The following is a 16,185-nucleotide window of genomic DNA, read 5'->3' as shown; positions in this document are numbered from 1 at the left end:
CTGTCCTGATAGCCGCCCGCGGCGCATTGGCGAAGATGGGTGTGCGAGGTTTACCCACCGAGTCCGCTACCGATGCCGAGCTGGTGGCTCGCGCTCGCAACCACGACATTCTGGCGGTCGAACTGCGCCGGGTCCACGCCAAGAAGGCCGAGCTGAGCGACCGGATAGACCGGCTGCGCGAGGAGAGCGGACTGCGCTCGATCACGCAGGAGAATGGTCCGAAGCGGCTCGCCGATTTGCGGCATGGGCGCGAAATCACGCAGCGGCAGCTGATGGATCGGCTCGGGCAGCGGTGGTTGGTCGAATGTTTCGACGGCAACCCACCTGACGCGCTGAATCCCGCTCAGGTGCAACAGGTTCGGCAGGCACTGCTCGATGAGCAGGACCAGCGCCTCCGTCTGATCGGGTTCGACACCAAAAACCAGCTCGGGCAGTTGAAGGCGGCCGCACAGTTGATGCGGTACGACGACCTGATCGATGCGGTCGCCGAATTCGATGCGCTCGATCGCCGGGACTCGGCCGTGCGAGACGCGATATTGGCCGCCGCCTCGTACCCCAAGGCGGCCAACGCGCGCATGGCGCCCGCCGGGGAGGGTATCTGCCCAGCGGTGACCATCCCGGCGACCGCCGCGCCGACCTGCTTCCGGGAGTCGATGGAAGACGGCTGGGCCACCGCGGGCGGCAAACCCGAGGGCGCGCTGGACGATCTGGTCGAAGGCGCGGGCGGGGTGGAAGGCGCGGCAGGCGCGGAATCGGGTCGCGCCGACTGGCATAAGAACGGTCTCACTCCGGAACAGGCCCGCGACCTGGTCGACGATGATGACAACGAGGTCGCCTCGGTGGTGCTGACCGTCACCTGGCGTGGCCGGGATCGGCCGAACCAGACCGGATCGCATTCGGTGTCTGTCAAGAAACTCGACGGTCACGTAAAGGTGCTCGACCGCGGCAAGCTGGAGTTCTTCGACGAGTGGCTGGCCCGCACGCGCCCGCTGATCGAGAAGAGCTACGCGATCGTGCTGCTGTGGGGCAAGCAGAACGGGGACCCGGGTCGGGCGGCCCGCCCGCTCGTCGAGGGACAGCGTTCGGACGGTGTTGTCGGCGCGGACTACCCGGTCTCGCTGACCGGCGCGGGGGCGGTCTCGGCGCCCGCGGTACCCGCGACCGCGTCGCCTACCGCGCCGCCGTCGGATTCGACGGATATCGGTTCCGCGCTGCTGAGCATGCGCGAAGGGGACCTGCGGCTGTGGGGCGCGCTGAAGAAGGACCGGGTGCTGGGACCGCTGCTGCCCGCCGATTCCGACGAGCGGGCCGATTCCGACGAGCGAGCGCAGCTGTTCGCCGCGGAACGCGACAGCGACGGGCAGAACTTCCCGTACGAGCTGGTGACGCGAGTGCGGCGCGCCGACTGGCTGCGCCGCCGGGCAGACCGGATCACGCAGCTGGAAACGTTGCTGCACCAGGCGAAGTCGAATGGCCTGGACACGACCGAGCTGCGTCGCGCGGTGCGGCGCCTGTCGGAGTTGGCTCAGCGCATCCATGACATCGAGCTGCAGGACCTGTCCTTGGGGCGGGTTCGCGGCAAGGCCGTCGACGTGGCGAAGTACCGCCGGGACGCGGCGCCGTTAGCGCCGGACAGTGTCTCGTACGCCGAGGCCACGATGCAGGACCACTTCAGCGATGTGCTGTTGGGCGCGCAGTTCGATGAGGCGCAGATCCGGGCCGGGTTCCGGCGCGCCAAGGCCCGGGTGACCGAACTGCTGGGACTTCGGGCGGATCCGGATCTGATCGCCGACGAGCAGTTGGAAGCCGCCGCGCCCGCGCCGGCTATGCATCGGCTGCGGGTGGACGATGACCTGAAGCAGCTGGATTGGCTCGATGGTGTGCTCGCCAAGCCGCTCACCGCCGCGGAGCGCGCCGCGGGCATTACCGACGAGGAGCGCGCGCGGGAACGGCTGTCCCGGCAGGACTGGCGCAAGCTGGTGGAGGCAGGCGGGCAGCAGTCGGCCATCGACCGGTCCACGGCGCTCACCGAATACCTGGAATTGCGTGAACTGGTCCGGTTCTACGACAAGATCCACGCCCGGGACGTCATCCTGCCTCGACTGGAAGCCGAACTGGACGTCGCACTGGCCGAGGCGACCGCGCCGAAACTGGACACGGAATTGCTCCGGATCCGCGACGAAGCGGAACTGGAGCGCGAATACCTGCGCGCCGCACTGAAGGACGCGAAGTTCCCCGCCACCGCTGCCGGCGTAGGGGAAAGAACCGGAGTGCCGTTCCGGGTCGACCCGACGGTCGGACCGGGGCGGTTGCGGGAGTTGCGCCGTGATCGCGCTCGGATCGCGGCGAACTTCGTCGCGGTGCTCGGCGGCGAACTCGGTGCCGGGCTGGCGGATCTGGAGCCGGCGCGACTGACCGGGCTGATCGCGAAACTGCAGGCGCAGCGGATTGATTCGGCGGTCGTCGGGGTGGTGCAGTCGCTGCGTGAACTGGACGCGGTGATCGGACTGTGGGTGCAGTTCGACGCCGCCGATGCGCGCGCCGAGCAGATCGGCATGCTGGCCGATGCTCTGCGCCAGGCGCATCTGCGCGATGCGGATCCCGCACCGGAGTTGGTGGCGCGGGTCCGGGATATCGAACAGCTGGCTCGCCGTCGCCACGCCCTGCAGCAGGAGTTGGACGCGGCGAACGAGACGCTGCGCGACAGCGGGGTCGGGGCCACCGGAGCCGGGTTGGCGCACCAGTGGGATCGGCAGCTGCGACTGGTCGGCAAGTTCGCGTGGCTGATCGGGGTCGACAACGTGGGACCCGCGCAACTGCCGCAGCTGGCGGCGCAGGCCCAGCAGACGCCGGCGGCCGACACACTGCGTGCGGCGGTCGCCCGGCTTCGGCTGCTGGACGCGATGATCGCGGTGGACAACACCTGCGATGTGCTGCGTCACTCGATTCGCGACCTGGACGAGCGGATCGACGCCGCCTTGGCGCAGGCACTGACCGCACCCGGCCCGGAGCAACTCCAGGATGGCGACCGTGCGCACCACCTCCCGGACTCGGGCGAGGGCCGCAACGATTGTGTGCAACTGACCCTGACGGTGCACCGGGAGCGGACCGGCAACACCGATATCGTTGTGCCGGAATACGTCGGCCCACAAGGGGTACGGCTCGACACCTATATCGCCGCCGCCGCTATGACCTGGGCGGACGTGCAACAGTTCCCGGTCGGGGCGCTGCACCCGCTGCAGCCGGTGGTGAACGCTTTCCGCCGCCAGGTCGGCGCACTGGACGCCGACAAACGCGATGGCGCCTCGGTGTTGGTGGTCATCGGTTATGCGGTGACCGACAAGTACGGGGTCGGCGGCCACACCCTGCGGCTCGAGTACAACGACGGAGCGGTCACCGTCCAGGAGCATGGTGTCGAAACACCGTGGGCGCTGTACCGGACTCGCCGGACACACCGCATCGACCTCACGGGTGTCTGGGTGATGGCCGCCGACCGGGTGGGCAGGTCCTTCCGGCTGCCCGGCTCGGAAAAGCTCACCCTGAGCGAGAAATTCTGGGTCGGTGCGACCCCGTCCGATCCGAGCGGGTTCACCCCAGCCGGCAAGCGGGACGCGGAGCTGCCCGACATCCCGCGTGGTGAACTGGGTCCGGCGGTGGCCTTCGCCCGCGATATCGCGGCGATGGAGCGGAATGTCGTCGATGAAGCGATCATCGCGCAGGGCGAGCAGTTCGGACTCGACTCGGCGACCTCGGCGCCCGAGGATCTGGCCCGGTTGCACGGTCTGCGTGGCCGCCTTGGTGCGGAGTTCGCTGAGTCGCACCAGATGAATCCGGCGTTGCTGACCCCGGCGTTGGTCCGGGATCTGGACTCGGCGGCTGATGATCCGATGGGTGCGCGGCTGCGGAAGCTCGACGACACCATCGACCACGCGGGCGCCTCCGTCGCTGCCCGGGCTTGGGTCGAGGCCATCGAGTCCCTGGAAAGTGCGCTGCGGCACACGGACTCGTTCAGGTTCGGGGAACTGCACCGCACCGCCCAGCGGCTGGAGGCCAATGCGCTGGAGCAGGAGGAGATCCGCAAGCAGATCGCGATGCGGGAATCGCAGATCCTCTCGTACAGCAAAGACCTAGGGATCGATCTGGGTGGACTGGCGCCGCTGGGGGACCGGTCGGCGGTCCTGCTCGACATCCGCCGGGACGGTCAGCAGCGGCTGATCGACGAGATCGCCCAGACCGACCAGGAATTGTTGGCTGTGGTCTTCAACGGCCATGTGCCTACCGGGATCTGGGGTTATACCCAGCTGAAGGAGGTCGAGGATGCGCTGAAGCACGACGCGGAACTGGTGCACTTCGCGAACGCGGCCGCACAGTTGGCGCTCCTGATCACCGTCCAGACCGTCGTCAACGCGGTCGACACGCTCGCCTGGGACCTGGTCGTGCTCGACCACACTCGGCACGCCATGTTGGCGCAGACGGTTCGCAGTGCGCGGCAACAGGCAATCTTGATCTGGGCGGGTCTATTCGCCGGCATCGAGCCGGGCCGGTCCGCCGCGGTGGTCGACCGACGGTGGCGGCTGCTGACCCCGCAGGCGAAGAACCTGCTGATCGCCGAACTCCCGGGGTGGGTGGCCACGACACCGGGCGTGTCCTGGGATGCGCGCGACCGGGCGAACCGGGCGCTGTTCGCGGCGGAGCTGGCTGATCTGCTGGCAGCCCAGGAACGAGGGCAGCTGCGCGTCGACGAACAGGAACGGCTGCGGACCCTGAAAACCCGGGATCTCGACCTGCACGACCTGGACGTTTGGGCGGCGAAGACCGCGCGTCAGGCGTATGTGCTGGCCACCGACGGGCCCAGCGATCCGGACGGCGCGCTGATGTTGTTCCTCGGCAGGCCGAATGTGAACGAGATCACCGCCACCGTAATGGGATCCGAGTCCGAATCGTCGTGGGCGCTGCGGTACGCGCGAAGGCTGCTGAAGGATCGGGATGACACTCGCGGCGCGCTGGTGTGGCTGGCGCCCGAGACCACGCCGACGGCGGCGGGTCACGAGCTCGCCCGCGACCTCGACGGGGTCGTGGAATCCTGGAATTACTACCGGGATCGGGGTCCGTACACGGCGGACAGCACGTTCCATATCCGGACGCATCTGAATGCCGCCGAGATCACGGCGGTCGCGCAACGCGATCTCGACACCCGACCGCCGACGGTGAACCTGCGCAACCAGATCGTCGCGTTCCGGCCGAGCTATGAGTCGCACGTCCGTTCCGCCGAGACCGAACGTAGCGTGCGGGTGCCGTTGACGACGCGCACTACCGAACTGCGCGCGCGATGGGCCGATGCCGACGCCCGCGCCGCCAATGCCCGGGACGCGATCGAATCACTGGCCGCCGACTGTGTGGAACTCGGAGTCGCGCCGGAAACCGTGCTGGCCGGTGACCCGGCGGCGATTCGGGAACTGGAGTTGCTGGCGGGCGACCCACAGACCGCGGCAGACGGCAGGCTGCTGCGCAGCCACCAGATTCTGCGGTTGGCGCACGATCTCGCGCGGGCGCGGGCCCGGGCCAGCGACATCCGGTCGCTGCTCGAGGATCTGGCGGAACTGGAGCGGGAACAGGCTGCGGCGCAGACGGAGTTCAACCAGCTGCGCGAGGCTCACCTGGCGGTGTTCGGCGAGGACGCCGATGTGCTGGCCGACGCGCCGCGGGAGACGGCCCCGGTGCGCGACCGGGCAGGCGAAGTCGGTAACCAGCTGGCGCGGCTGCTCGGCTTGGCGGAGATGAAGTGGACGAACAAGGTATTGCGTCGTCGCGTCGCCGCGCTGGGCGCGAGCCAGAGGGCGGAAGGGGCCGGTGCGCTACTCGACCGGCTCACCGGACTGCGTGACCTGGAGGCCGCCGGTTACCGATGGCGGCAGGCGATGGCGCCGAAGCCGCAGGATCGGCTGGGGCAGTTGGCCAGTCGACTCGACACGCTATTGGACGAACAGCGCATGCTGCGCAACCGTCGGGCCGAGGCGCGGGAGCGTATCCGCGCGGTGGCTCGCCACGAGGAATTGCCGTGGCGGGAATGGGGCAGCCCGACCCGGCGCCCCGGCGTGCTCCGGCGCCTGCGCGCACAGCGTCACGACCAGCTGCTCGCCGCGCTCGATCCGGGTTGGCTGGCCCAGCGGTTCGGCGGACAGTCGCCGCAGGAGCTGGCTCCCGAAGCGGTGCAGCAGCTGCTCATGGAGTTGCAGCGGTACTCGCAGGTGGCGAACACCGAGGCCCGCGCGGCGGTCGAGGCGCTGTACCGGATCGACGCGGCCTACGCGGCGGCCGTCGAGTTCAACGAATGCGATGTCCTGCTCGACGGTGTCGAAGGCCGGATCGACGCTCTGTTGGCCGAGCGGGCGCCCGCGACGCTGCCGCCCCGCCCACTGCACCCGCCGCCCGTCGTCGAGCAGCCGGTCGGTGTGGTCAAGCGAGCGTTGGCCAAGGTCCATGGCCTGCTCGACGGGACTCCGGCCGGTGGTGACGCGGTCACCGGCCATCAGCGACCGGATAGCGCACTGCGTGACCAGGGCGCGCTGGTTACCGGTCCCCGGCCAGCCGTCACGGCGCTGGTGGCAATGCGCCGCCACGCCCACATGGCGGGGGAACGGTTGTATGACACGCTGGTCGCCGAGCACCACCATGAAGTGTCGGTGCGCCGGGGATCGGTCACTAGGCGGACCATCACCCGCGAACTCCGTACGGCGCGGGCGACGTTGGCGAGCTTCCTCACCGATGCCACCGCGGACGAGCTTGCCAGTGACCTGCGGGCCCGGCTGGTATTGGCGCGGCTGCGCCGCCGGGTGAACCTGTCCGACGAGGTGGCCGACGCGGCCGATACGTTCGAGGAATGGCATGATCGCGCCCAGCGATTCGCCGCGTACGACGCCCATGCCGACGCCACGGCCTTGGTGGATCGGGTCGACGCGCTGGCGCACTACACCCGGGCGCGGGTGCGGCACGGTCTCGCCAACCAGGCGGAACTGGACCAGGTGCACGCCGAGGTGGCGCGGCTGAACCGAATGGCCGCCGCGGTACTCGATGTCGAGCACGAGAGCGAACGGCCCGCAGAGGTGCGCGGGATGACCATCGAGAGCGTCATGAGCGCCTACGGTTGGGATCCCGACGACGAATTGCCGCAACCGGATACCGAACTCCACATTCGGGAGGTCTTCGCCGATGCCCGGGAGAAACTCACCGCGGCGCTCGGCACCGATCCGGCATACCTCGACCCGATGGAACTTGCCCGGCGGACCGGGAACGTCGAGGTACGGCCGGAACACGCGGGTGGGGTGGAGCTGACCCTCGCCACGCTGGGAGTGGCCTTCGAGGAGACCCGCCAGCTCAAAGCCGCGATCGACCGGATCCACGCCCGCGAGACCACCCTCGCCGCGCGCCGCAAAGCGTTCGCCGAGGCGGTGCGGGCCGCCACCGCGACACTGCCGGAGCAGTACCCGACCGGCACCGATATCGTGTTGGGCGAGTGGCTGGTTCGGCTGCGCAATGACGCGTTGCGGCATCGCGAAGCCCGGCGCGATGTCATGGCGCGGGTCGGTGTCGCCGCGGAAGCGGTGACCGACGCCACCATCCAGGACCTGCTGGTCCGACGCGTGCAGCTGGCAGAGGCCTTCTCCGACCTGCTGTATCGACAACGGTCGATCCCGAAGCCGGAGCAATCGCTGTCGCCGGACGAGGTGACGCTCTTGGTCGAGCATCTGCGGCAAGAGCACGTACCGGACCAGGAACTGCTGGCGGACGCGTTGGCGCTGCACGACCTCGATATCGCCAATGCCGAGCTGATCTCGCTGGTCCGCGCCAACGCACACATCATCGCCGTCGATCTGCTGGAAAATGGTCTGCGCGAGACATATGCGCAGATCCGGACATTGCCCGCCGACTCGCGTGCAGCGAGTCGCTGGGCCGTACGCATGGGCCTGCTCCATGTCCAGCGCGACGAAATCGTCACGGCGGTCAAGGAGTTGCAGGCCGCCGTGGCAGCGTTCAACGCGACCGGGACCGAGTTGGCAGATCTCGCCGACGAGGCCGAGATGTCTTTGGGCGGGCTGGGTGACGGCCAGGAGCTGGTCGCCGAGCTGGAGCGGCGGACTGCTCGGGAACGGTCGGAGCAGCTGCTAGTGCTCGGCGCGATGACCACGGTGGCGAGGACCCGGGTCACGCGGCACGCGGAGGTCGGCCGGCTCATCGAGGACCTGGACGAGCGGCTTGCAGCGCTGCCCGGCCTGTTCGCCGAAGTGGCTACCGATCCCGATACCGCCACCACCGAGCAGGCAGCAACGGACAACGGCGCCGTGATCGCGCCGAATACATTTGTCGGAGTCGGACAGTGCGCTCCGCCGGTGGCAGTGATGACCCGACGTTATGTCGGGGCGGACACCGGGTCGTTGCTGTCCGTGCTGCCGCAGGTGGTGCTCGAGGATGCTGCCGCTAAGGAAAATGTGACCGAGGATGTGTTCCTCTCCGCGGCGATGGTGGGCGATTGGGCGCTGTGGTTTACGAAGCGCGGCGCGGACTCGACGCAGGCGGGCGGGCCGCTTGCCGAGGCGGTCGAGGAGGTGCTGCACAACGGTGGTGTGCGGGCGCTGGTTGTCGGTTTCGGTGACAAGGGTGGGCATGTCGTCGGGCTGGAACGCCTGGGCCGCAAAGGCAATTACACGGTGGTGCTGCGACACGTCGACGACGACGGCTGGTGGCGGGAGTTCAAGGGCGCGGACCTGATCGACGAGGTCGAGCGCCTGGACCGGGATGCGACCGAGGTGATCGTCGCGGGTGTCGACGGCAACGGGGACAAGTTGGCGCCGGTGCTCGAGGACGACCGGGCGAAGGCGATCCGTAACGCCAAGGCGCTACAAGGCAAGCTCCGCGGCACGGACGAGCCCGCGCAACCCGACGAACCCTCGAAATCCTTCTGGAAATGGCTCCGCCCAAGGCGCAATAAGTCCACGAACCCGGATATCGCCAGGAGGGGCCAAGCCAGTATCTTGGCCGCCGTCGCTGACGGCTCCGTGGCGTCCTTTGCGCCGCTGATGTTGGTCCACATGGGTGTTCCGTTGGGAGAAATCGCCCTGGCGACATCTGCAGCCCAGGTGGGCGCGCTGGTAGCCGGATTGGCGGCCGGACCGATTACAGACAGGGGCAATAATCTTACGACGCTGAAACTGGCGTCGGGAGCCCAGGTCGCGGCTATGTACACCGCAGGCGCCTTTTTCCTGTTCGAGCTGCCCGGAGCCACAATGGTCCTCATCTCAGCGACTGTCGTCGCTGAGATGACCAAAGCCATTATCGATAACACCGGTCCCGCCTACAGTAAGAAATTGGCGGCTGGAATAGCGGAAGACATCAAAGCCGCCAACCGATACACGGTACTGCAGGGCGCGCTCGCCAGCGCAGTCGGCAAATCGGCGGGCCCCGCTCTCGGGCCGTTCTCGCTCGGCGTGAGTGGTACATCCCACCTTGTGAATCTAGCGGTGCTGCGCGGGCTTCCCTCGATGCCGCCGGATAAGGCGGGCCAGCCCGCTCTGCTCGATGGGCCCCGCTATATGTTCAATGACCGGTTCATGAAGTATTACCTGTTGCTGAGCCCCTTGACGAACGCTGGATCGGCGGTAGGGCTCTTACTTCTGGCCGACGTAATCGGCAACGGGGATTATTCGATACCCACCGCGGGGCTTCTCGCGTCAGGGATCGCCACCGGGATGGTGGCGACAAAGTTCCTGGTGCCGAGGAAGTGGGTTGAAAGCGCCAAACTGTCATGGACATTCCCGGCCTCGGTAGCAACGTCGGCGGGCCTTCTGCTCGCGTATGCGAACACAACGAACGAGTATGTCCTTTTGGGATCCATGGCTGCCGTCGGTTCGTCCAACTATGTCAACAACATTGCATACCAGGGGCATCTGAGCCGCGTAATTCCGGAAAATGCCCTCGGTGGTGCGCAATCGGCGCTCACCATATTCCAATCTGCCGGCAGAATATCCGCCGGCGTGGCCGCCTTCGCTGTGCTGCCGGTGCTGGGTACTTATGGGATCGGGATGGCAACCGCCGGAATGTTCGGTTTGCTGACCGCCGGAGCGGCTGCGCTCGGGGTTTCCATCCGTAAGCAGGAAAAGGGACTGCCACCGGCAGCCGGTGCATCGACAAGGCACCCCGACGCCGGCACGCCCGACCCCGTCGTTGTCAGGAACGGCGCCAACAAACTCGCCCATATACGAGCACGAGGCGACATCTCATTCGAATCCGACTACATCGAGACCCTTCTGCGCGCTCACCTCCGACCCATCTCGACCAACGGGAAAGGCCCTATCGCCGTTGCCGTCGAAACCGTCGGCGACCCAGAAAACTTCATCGACCTCATCATGCTGGTCGTCCAGAAGGACGGCGCCGAATTCGGCCTCATCATCGAGAACCCCGACAACCCCCGCGTACGCACCCTCGACGGAGCGGAATACGGCGAAAATGACGAAGGCGTCAGCGCGGCCTGGGTCGCCTACTTCGCCATCAGGGAGAAGGGCCCACTCATCCCGCGCGTCCAAGGAGGGCGCGCTCGCGCACACACCCAAACCCAGGGCCGAGCCGAGCCGAGCGCGGGACCGGCCGCACCCGTAATCCGAGGCGAGTCGAGCGCGGGACCGGCCGGCAGGTTCTTGCGTCGGATCTGGCGTAAGAAAGCCCTCGACCCGGTCGGTGAAGGTGACGTCGGACATAGCCTGCCGGATTCGGAACGGCCGCTGACGAATCAGAGCGCGCCCGTGCCACCCGCTGTCGTCGAACGCAACCCGGTCGAAGACTCCTACCAGAAATGGCTGACTCGCTTCGACCGCGAGATTCGCGCTGAACTCGACCGCCACCACAACAGCGAGGACGAGCGCGCCGCTGCCGAAGGCATGGCCGCCTATGTGCGCTATGTCCGGCCGAATGATCCAGTGGGCGTAGGGTTCTGTGCCCCGCCGGTGGCGTGGATGATGGCGGCGCACGACCCCGCGAGGGCAGGAGAGTCGCTGGATGAAGCGGCCTGGCTGGACGTGAATCACCGTGCGCTGCGGGGTGAAGTGGATGAGCTGGCACTGGTCGAAGCCGCGCGGGCGGGGGAGTGGGCGCTGTGGTTCGAATCGGTGGCCGAGGCGGTCGCGAACCTGGAGCGGCGTGGTGGGTCACGGATGCTGGTGGTGGGGCGCGGCGAATCGGGTGGGCACGCGGTCGGGTTGGAGTGCGCCCGCGGTGCGGACGGTGAGTTCCTCCGGCATGCCGATGACGATGACCGGTTCGTGGTCGTGCTGCGGCATGTCGACGAGAACGGGGTGTGGCGGGAGTTCGCGGGCGCGGATCTGGCCGCGGGGGTGGCGGGGCTGGATGCCGGTGTGGTGGAGGTGGTCGCCGCTGGCCGCGATGCTCAGGGGCGGGTGTTGCGGGATCGTGTCGAAGACCGTGCGGAGGCGCTCGCCGGTATCCGCGACGTCGAGGGGCGCGTGCGGACCGTCGGTGCGGTTTTGGACGGCGCGATCCGCGGCGTATCGCCACAGGACGGACCGGCAGCGCGGCGACACCTGCGGTTGGTATCGGATCTCGCGGTGTCGTGGACGATCGATCGGCGATCCTGGTTGAAGTGGCTGCGGGTGTCCTCCTTGATCCGCCCGGGCGGCGCGGACCCGGCGAGCGCGCCGATAACCAAGATGCTGCACACCCAGGGTTGGCCGAAGCACTGGGTCGAGGATGCGGTGATCATCTGTGCCGCGTTCGCGGCCAGGGCATTCCGGTGGACACATGGTCCGTTGCAATTGCGGGCGACCATGGGCGGGTCGTCGGAGCATCCGACGTTTGTGCTGGAAGCCGTGGTGGATGAGCTGCCTGTTATCGCTCGACCGTCGGTGCAGTTCGCGCCGGAACAGACCCCTGCCTGGGAAGGGTGGTATCCGCGCGGCAACGGCTTCGTGGTGTGGGTGCGGGTCGGTACCGAACGTGACGAGAACTACGAACTGGTGCACGAGGCCGTCGCGGTGCACCAGGTCCTGGAGTTGTTCCAGCATATCGACGAAACCACCGCAGACTTGGTCGCTGCGACGGTCGGGATCGTGCTGGACGGCGCCGATGACGCGGGGCTGAAAACGGAATTCAGCGATGACCCGGATTTCCCGGTGCACACGCTGCGGGTGCAGCACGTTTCTGGCCTCGATCTGGTGACGCTGACGGTCTTCGATGATCTGACCCCTCGGGTTTACATGGATGTGCCACTGCGGCAGGGCGATTCGTGGCGAGCCGGGTTGGCTGTCCGGGCGCTGTCGGCGCTGATAGGTGATTGGCCCGCCCAAGAGCAGGACCGGGTGCTGGGCGCGCTGTTCCAGAAGATCTCCGGTCGGCTGGCCAACGGCAATGGCGCGCTCCATGCGCAGGTGAGTGGTGTGATGCCGACTCGCCAGTTGATCGTCGAGTTGGACAGCGATGCCGATCCGGTCGATGACCACAGTCCGCAGGACGAGACTGTCGCCGAACCGATGGTGTTCACCGAAAGGCTGGTCGGTCGCAGCGGCGTCGAAGCGCTGTTCCCGCATATCGACGAAGCCACCGCGGAGTTGGTCGTCGCGATGGTCGGCATCGTGCTGAACGGCGTCGACGATGCCGTGCTGGAGCCGGAATTCACCGATGACCGGAACTTCCCGGTGCAAACTCTGCGGGTGGCGCACGCTTCGGGCGTCGAGCTGTTGTCGGTGACCGTCGGCGATGATCTGATCCCCAGCGTCTTCCTGGAAGCGCCACTTCAGCAGGAGAATTCGGCACCGACAGGCTTGATCGTGCACGTGCTGTCGGAGCTGATGGGCGAATGGCCCACCGAAGAGCGCGACCGGGCGCTCGGCATGGTGTCCCAGCGTATTTCTGATTTGCTGGCCGTCGGCAATGGCATGATCCGGGCGCAGATGCGTGGTGTGGCGGGGGCCCGGCGGTTGATCGTCGAGTTGGCGGCCGAGGGCGGTGCGTCCGACGATCGCGGTCGGCTGCATCGGACTGTCGTCGAACCGATGGTGTTCGCCGAGAAGCTGGTCGGCCGCAGGCGCGTCGAACCGGCGGGCGCGGAACTCCGCGAAGAAGTCGCCGAGCTGCTGGACCCGACGCCAGTCGACGAGGCGCCGATCCACCAGGAGCAACTGCCGCCGCCGTCCGGTGAGCCGTCGCCGACTCGACGGACAGAGTCGTGGACGATCGATCGGCCGTGGTACGTCGGGGTGCTGCCTTTCCTCCGCCGTCGGGGTGATCTCGATCAGGTGAGCGCGTTGGTGGCCGAGAAGTTGGACCGCGACGGTTGGCCGGTGAGTCACATCGACCATGCGATCGCGACCTGTATTCCGTTCGTAACCAAGGTATTGCGGCTGACCAACGGTCCGCTGAAATTGCGGGCGACAACCGACGGGCCGCCGGACAGTGCGATGTTCGTACTGGAAGCCGAGGTCGACAAGCCGCCGGTCGTGGCTCGGCCCATGGTGCGGAGCATGCCGGAAAGGACCCCCGCCTGGGAAGGCTGGGAACCGCGCGGCAGCCGCTATGTGATGTGGGTGCGGGTCGGCACGAAACGTGACGACGAGAACCACGAACCGGTGCATGAGGCCGTCGCGGTGCACGAGGTCGTGGAACTGTTCCCGCATATCGACGACGCCACCGCGAACGTGGTCGCCGCGACGGTCGGGGTCGTGCTGGACGACGCCGAGGATGCCTGGCTGGAACCGGAATTCATCGATGACCAGGATTTCCCGGTGCAAACGCTGCGGGTGGCGCACGTTTCTGAGATCGACCTGTTGTCGGTGACCATCGATGATGAGCTGATCCCCCGGGTTCGCATGGAAGCGCCACTGCGGCAAGAAGATCCGTGGCGAGTCGGCTTGGCGATGCGGGCGCTGTCGGAAATGATGGGTGATTGGCCCGCCGAAGAGCACGACCGGGTGCTCTCGGAGTTGTTCCGGAAGATTTCCGATCGCCTGACCGACGGAAATGGCGTGCTCCGTGCGCAGGTGAGTGGTGTGGTCGGGACCCGGCGGTTGATCGTCGACTTGGCCACCGGATCCGATCCGGTCTACAACCGCGGTCCGCTTGATTCGACTTTCGTCGAACCGATGGTGTTCACCGAAAGGCCGCTCGGCCGTGGTGGTATCGAACCGGCGGGTGAGCAACTCCGCAATGAAGTCGCGGGGTTGCTGGGCCCCACGGCGCTGGAAACCGTCCTCCGGACGGATATCGACCCGGTCGCTGCCGAAGGTTATGCCCGGTATCGCGAGCTGTACCGCGGGCCCGACGGCACGTATACGCCGCTGGAAAAGCATATCGACGGTCTGCCGGTGACCGACGAGACTCCCACGCACAAGCGCTTCGATATCAACAGCCGTAGGACCTTCTGGGACCTGCCGCCGTACTGGAAGGCGCAGTGCCGGGCCAGCGCGAGAACCGCGTTGCAGGCCGCCGCGCACGCCCACGACCACGGGGTCGACCTGGGCAACTTCCTGGCGGTCGAGTACGTCGCCGCCATGGTGCACGAGGCCTGGCTGCTGCCCGTGCGGGGCGGACAGGTGCTGCCGGAACAGCGCGGCAACTATGACGATCCGCTGGGCGACGGCCTCGACAAGCTCAATCAGGAAAAGAACAAGATCTGGGCTCGTCCCGCCATCGCGGCCGTGTACTCCCATATCCGCGCCCAGGAACGCGCTCAGGCCGATGCCGGCGCGGCAGAAGCGGATCACGACGTCGACCCGACCGCGATGACCCGCGAGGACTGGGGACGACGCAAGGGCGGACTGCGCCAGGAGATCGGCGATCTGATGCGCTGGCACGGTTGGCGCGATCCGCGTCAGCAGCGGTATGCGGCGCGACTGATCAAAGCCCTGGTCAACAAGGCTTTCCGGCTCGGCGACGTCCGGGTGCAGTTGACCGCCCAGGTGGACGGCGATATCGACGCGCAGTGCTTGCAGATCGACGTCGTCGCCACCAGCCCGGATCCTGATGTGGCACTGGAGTTGCAGCGCAACCTCGACAAGGGGATTGCGCAGCTGGAAGTGCTGACCGGCAACTGGGGCGTGGAGCCCTTGAACGATGGCAAGACGGTCCGGCTGGAATTCTTCCAGCGCGGCGGCGTCCGGCGGCCGGAGCTGACCCTCGGCCTGATCGAGCCTGCCGATCCCGAGGCCCGTGCGGCCGACAACCAGGTCGGAACGAGCTGGTTGAACGCGCGTCTGGCCGCAATGGGGTTGCCTGCCACGATGATCTACGAAACGGTAGTCGTCGGCTCGGAGAACATCGGAAATGGGCTCAAATACACCGAGGGCCCGGTGACCGTCACGGTGGACCTGCACGACAAAGCCCTGGGCTCGCGCTGGGTGTTGGTCAGGATCAAGGACACCAGTCGCAAAGCCCCCTTGGAGCCGCGGCCGCCATGCCCACCCGGCGTCGACCCGGTGGAGTGGGAGCTGAACTGGCCCGACGGCAGGCGCGGCAGACGGGTCACCGACGGGTACACCAACGGGCGCTGGGGTTGGTACCACGTGCCCGAAGGCAAAGTGATCTGGTACGTCATGGCCGAAACCGCCGAGGCGGGTCCGGCGCTGGACCCGGTGCCCAGCGAGGGCAGCGGTGAACGGCGGCCGCCGTGGCTGTCCGCGGGTGTGCCCGCCATGCCGACGGATTTGGGTGCGGCACTGGACTACCCGGCACGGGTGCGGGATCTGGCCGTGGCCGATCCGTTCGGTGTGTTCCGACGCGGCCGCGTCCGCGTCGACGGTGCGGTGTGGGCGAACGCCCTACCGGGCCATGAGCCGGGCAGCGGCGAACGCGGCAGTGGTCGGAAGCCGGGTCCGGATCATGTGGCCGATCTCGCGGATGCCGCCGAAGGGGTCGCGCCGCCCGTACCAGCGCCCGCCGTCGGCGGTGGCAATGGGGACGGCAGATCGGAGTCGCCGGATCAAGCGCAGCCGGCGCAGCTGCGCGCCGAGATCGCGGCGCTGATCGCGGAGCGAATCGAGCTGCGCCACAGAGTTGTCGAGTTGCTGCGCGGACAGCGGTTCGATGTCGACGTGGCGACGCCGCTGAAGACGTTGCGCGAGCATGCCGAGCAGGTGTCCGACGACTCGGTGCGCGACGACATCCGCACTTGCCTCGCCCGGCACGATG

General features: G+C 67.5%; 1 protein-coding gene (running past both ends of the window). It reads left to right on the top strand.

Every position in this 16,185-nt window falls within one protein-coding gene, locus tag AB0B25_RS07320, for an alpha/beta fold hydrolase, read on the top strand. The gene is 151,173 nt long; 35,851 of those nucleotides lie to the left of the window and 99,137 to its right, leaving coding positions 35,852-52,036 in view (codon 11,951, partial, through codon 17,346, partial); the first complete codon in view begins at position 3. Both the start codon and the stop codon lie outside the window.

This window comes from Nocardia sp. NPDC049190, assembly GCF_040648115.1.
Classification (GTDB): Bacteria; Actinomycetota; Actinomycetes; order Mycobacteriales; family Mycobacteriaceae; genus Nocardia.
This window is presented reverse-complemented; position numbering and strand designations above follow the sequence as displayed.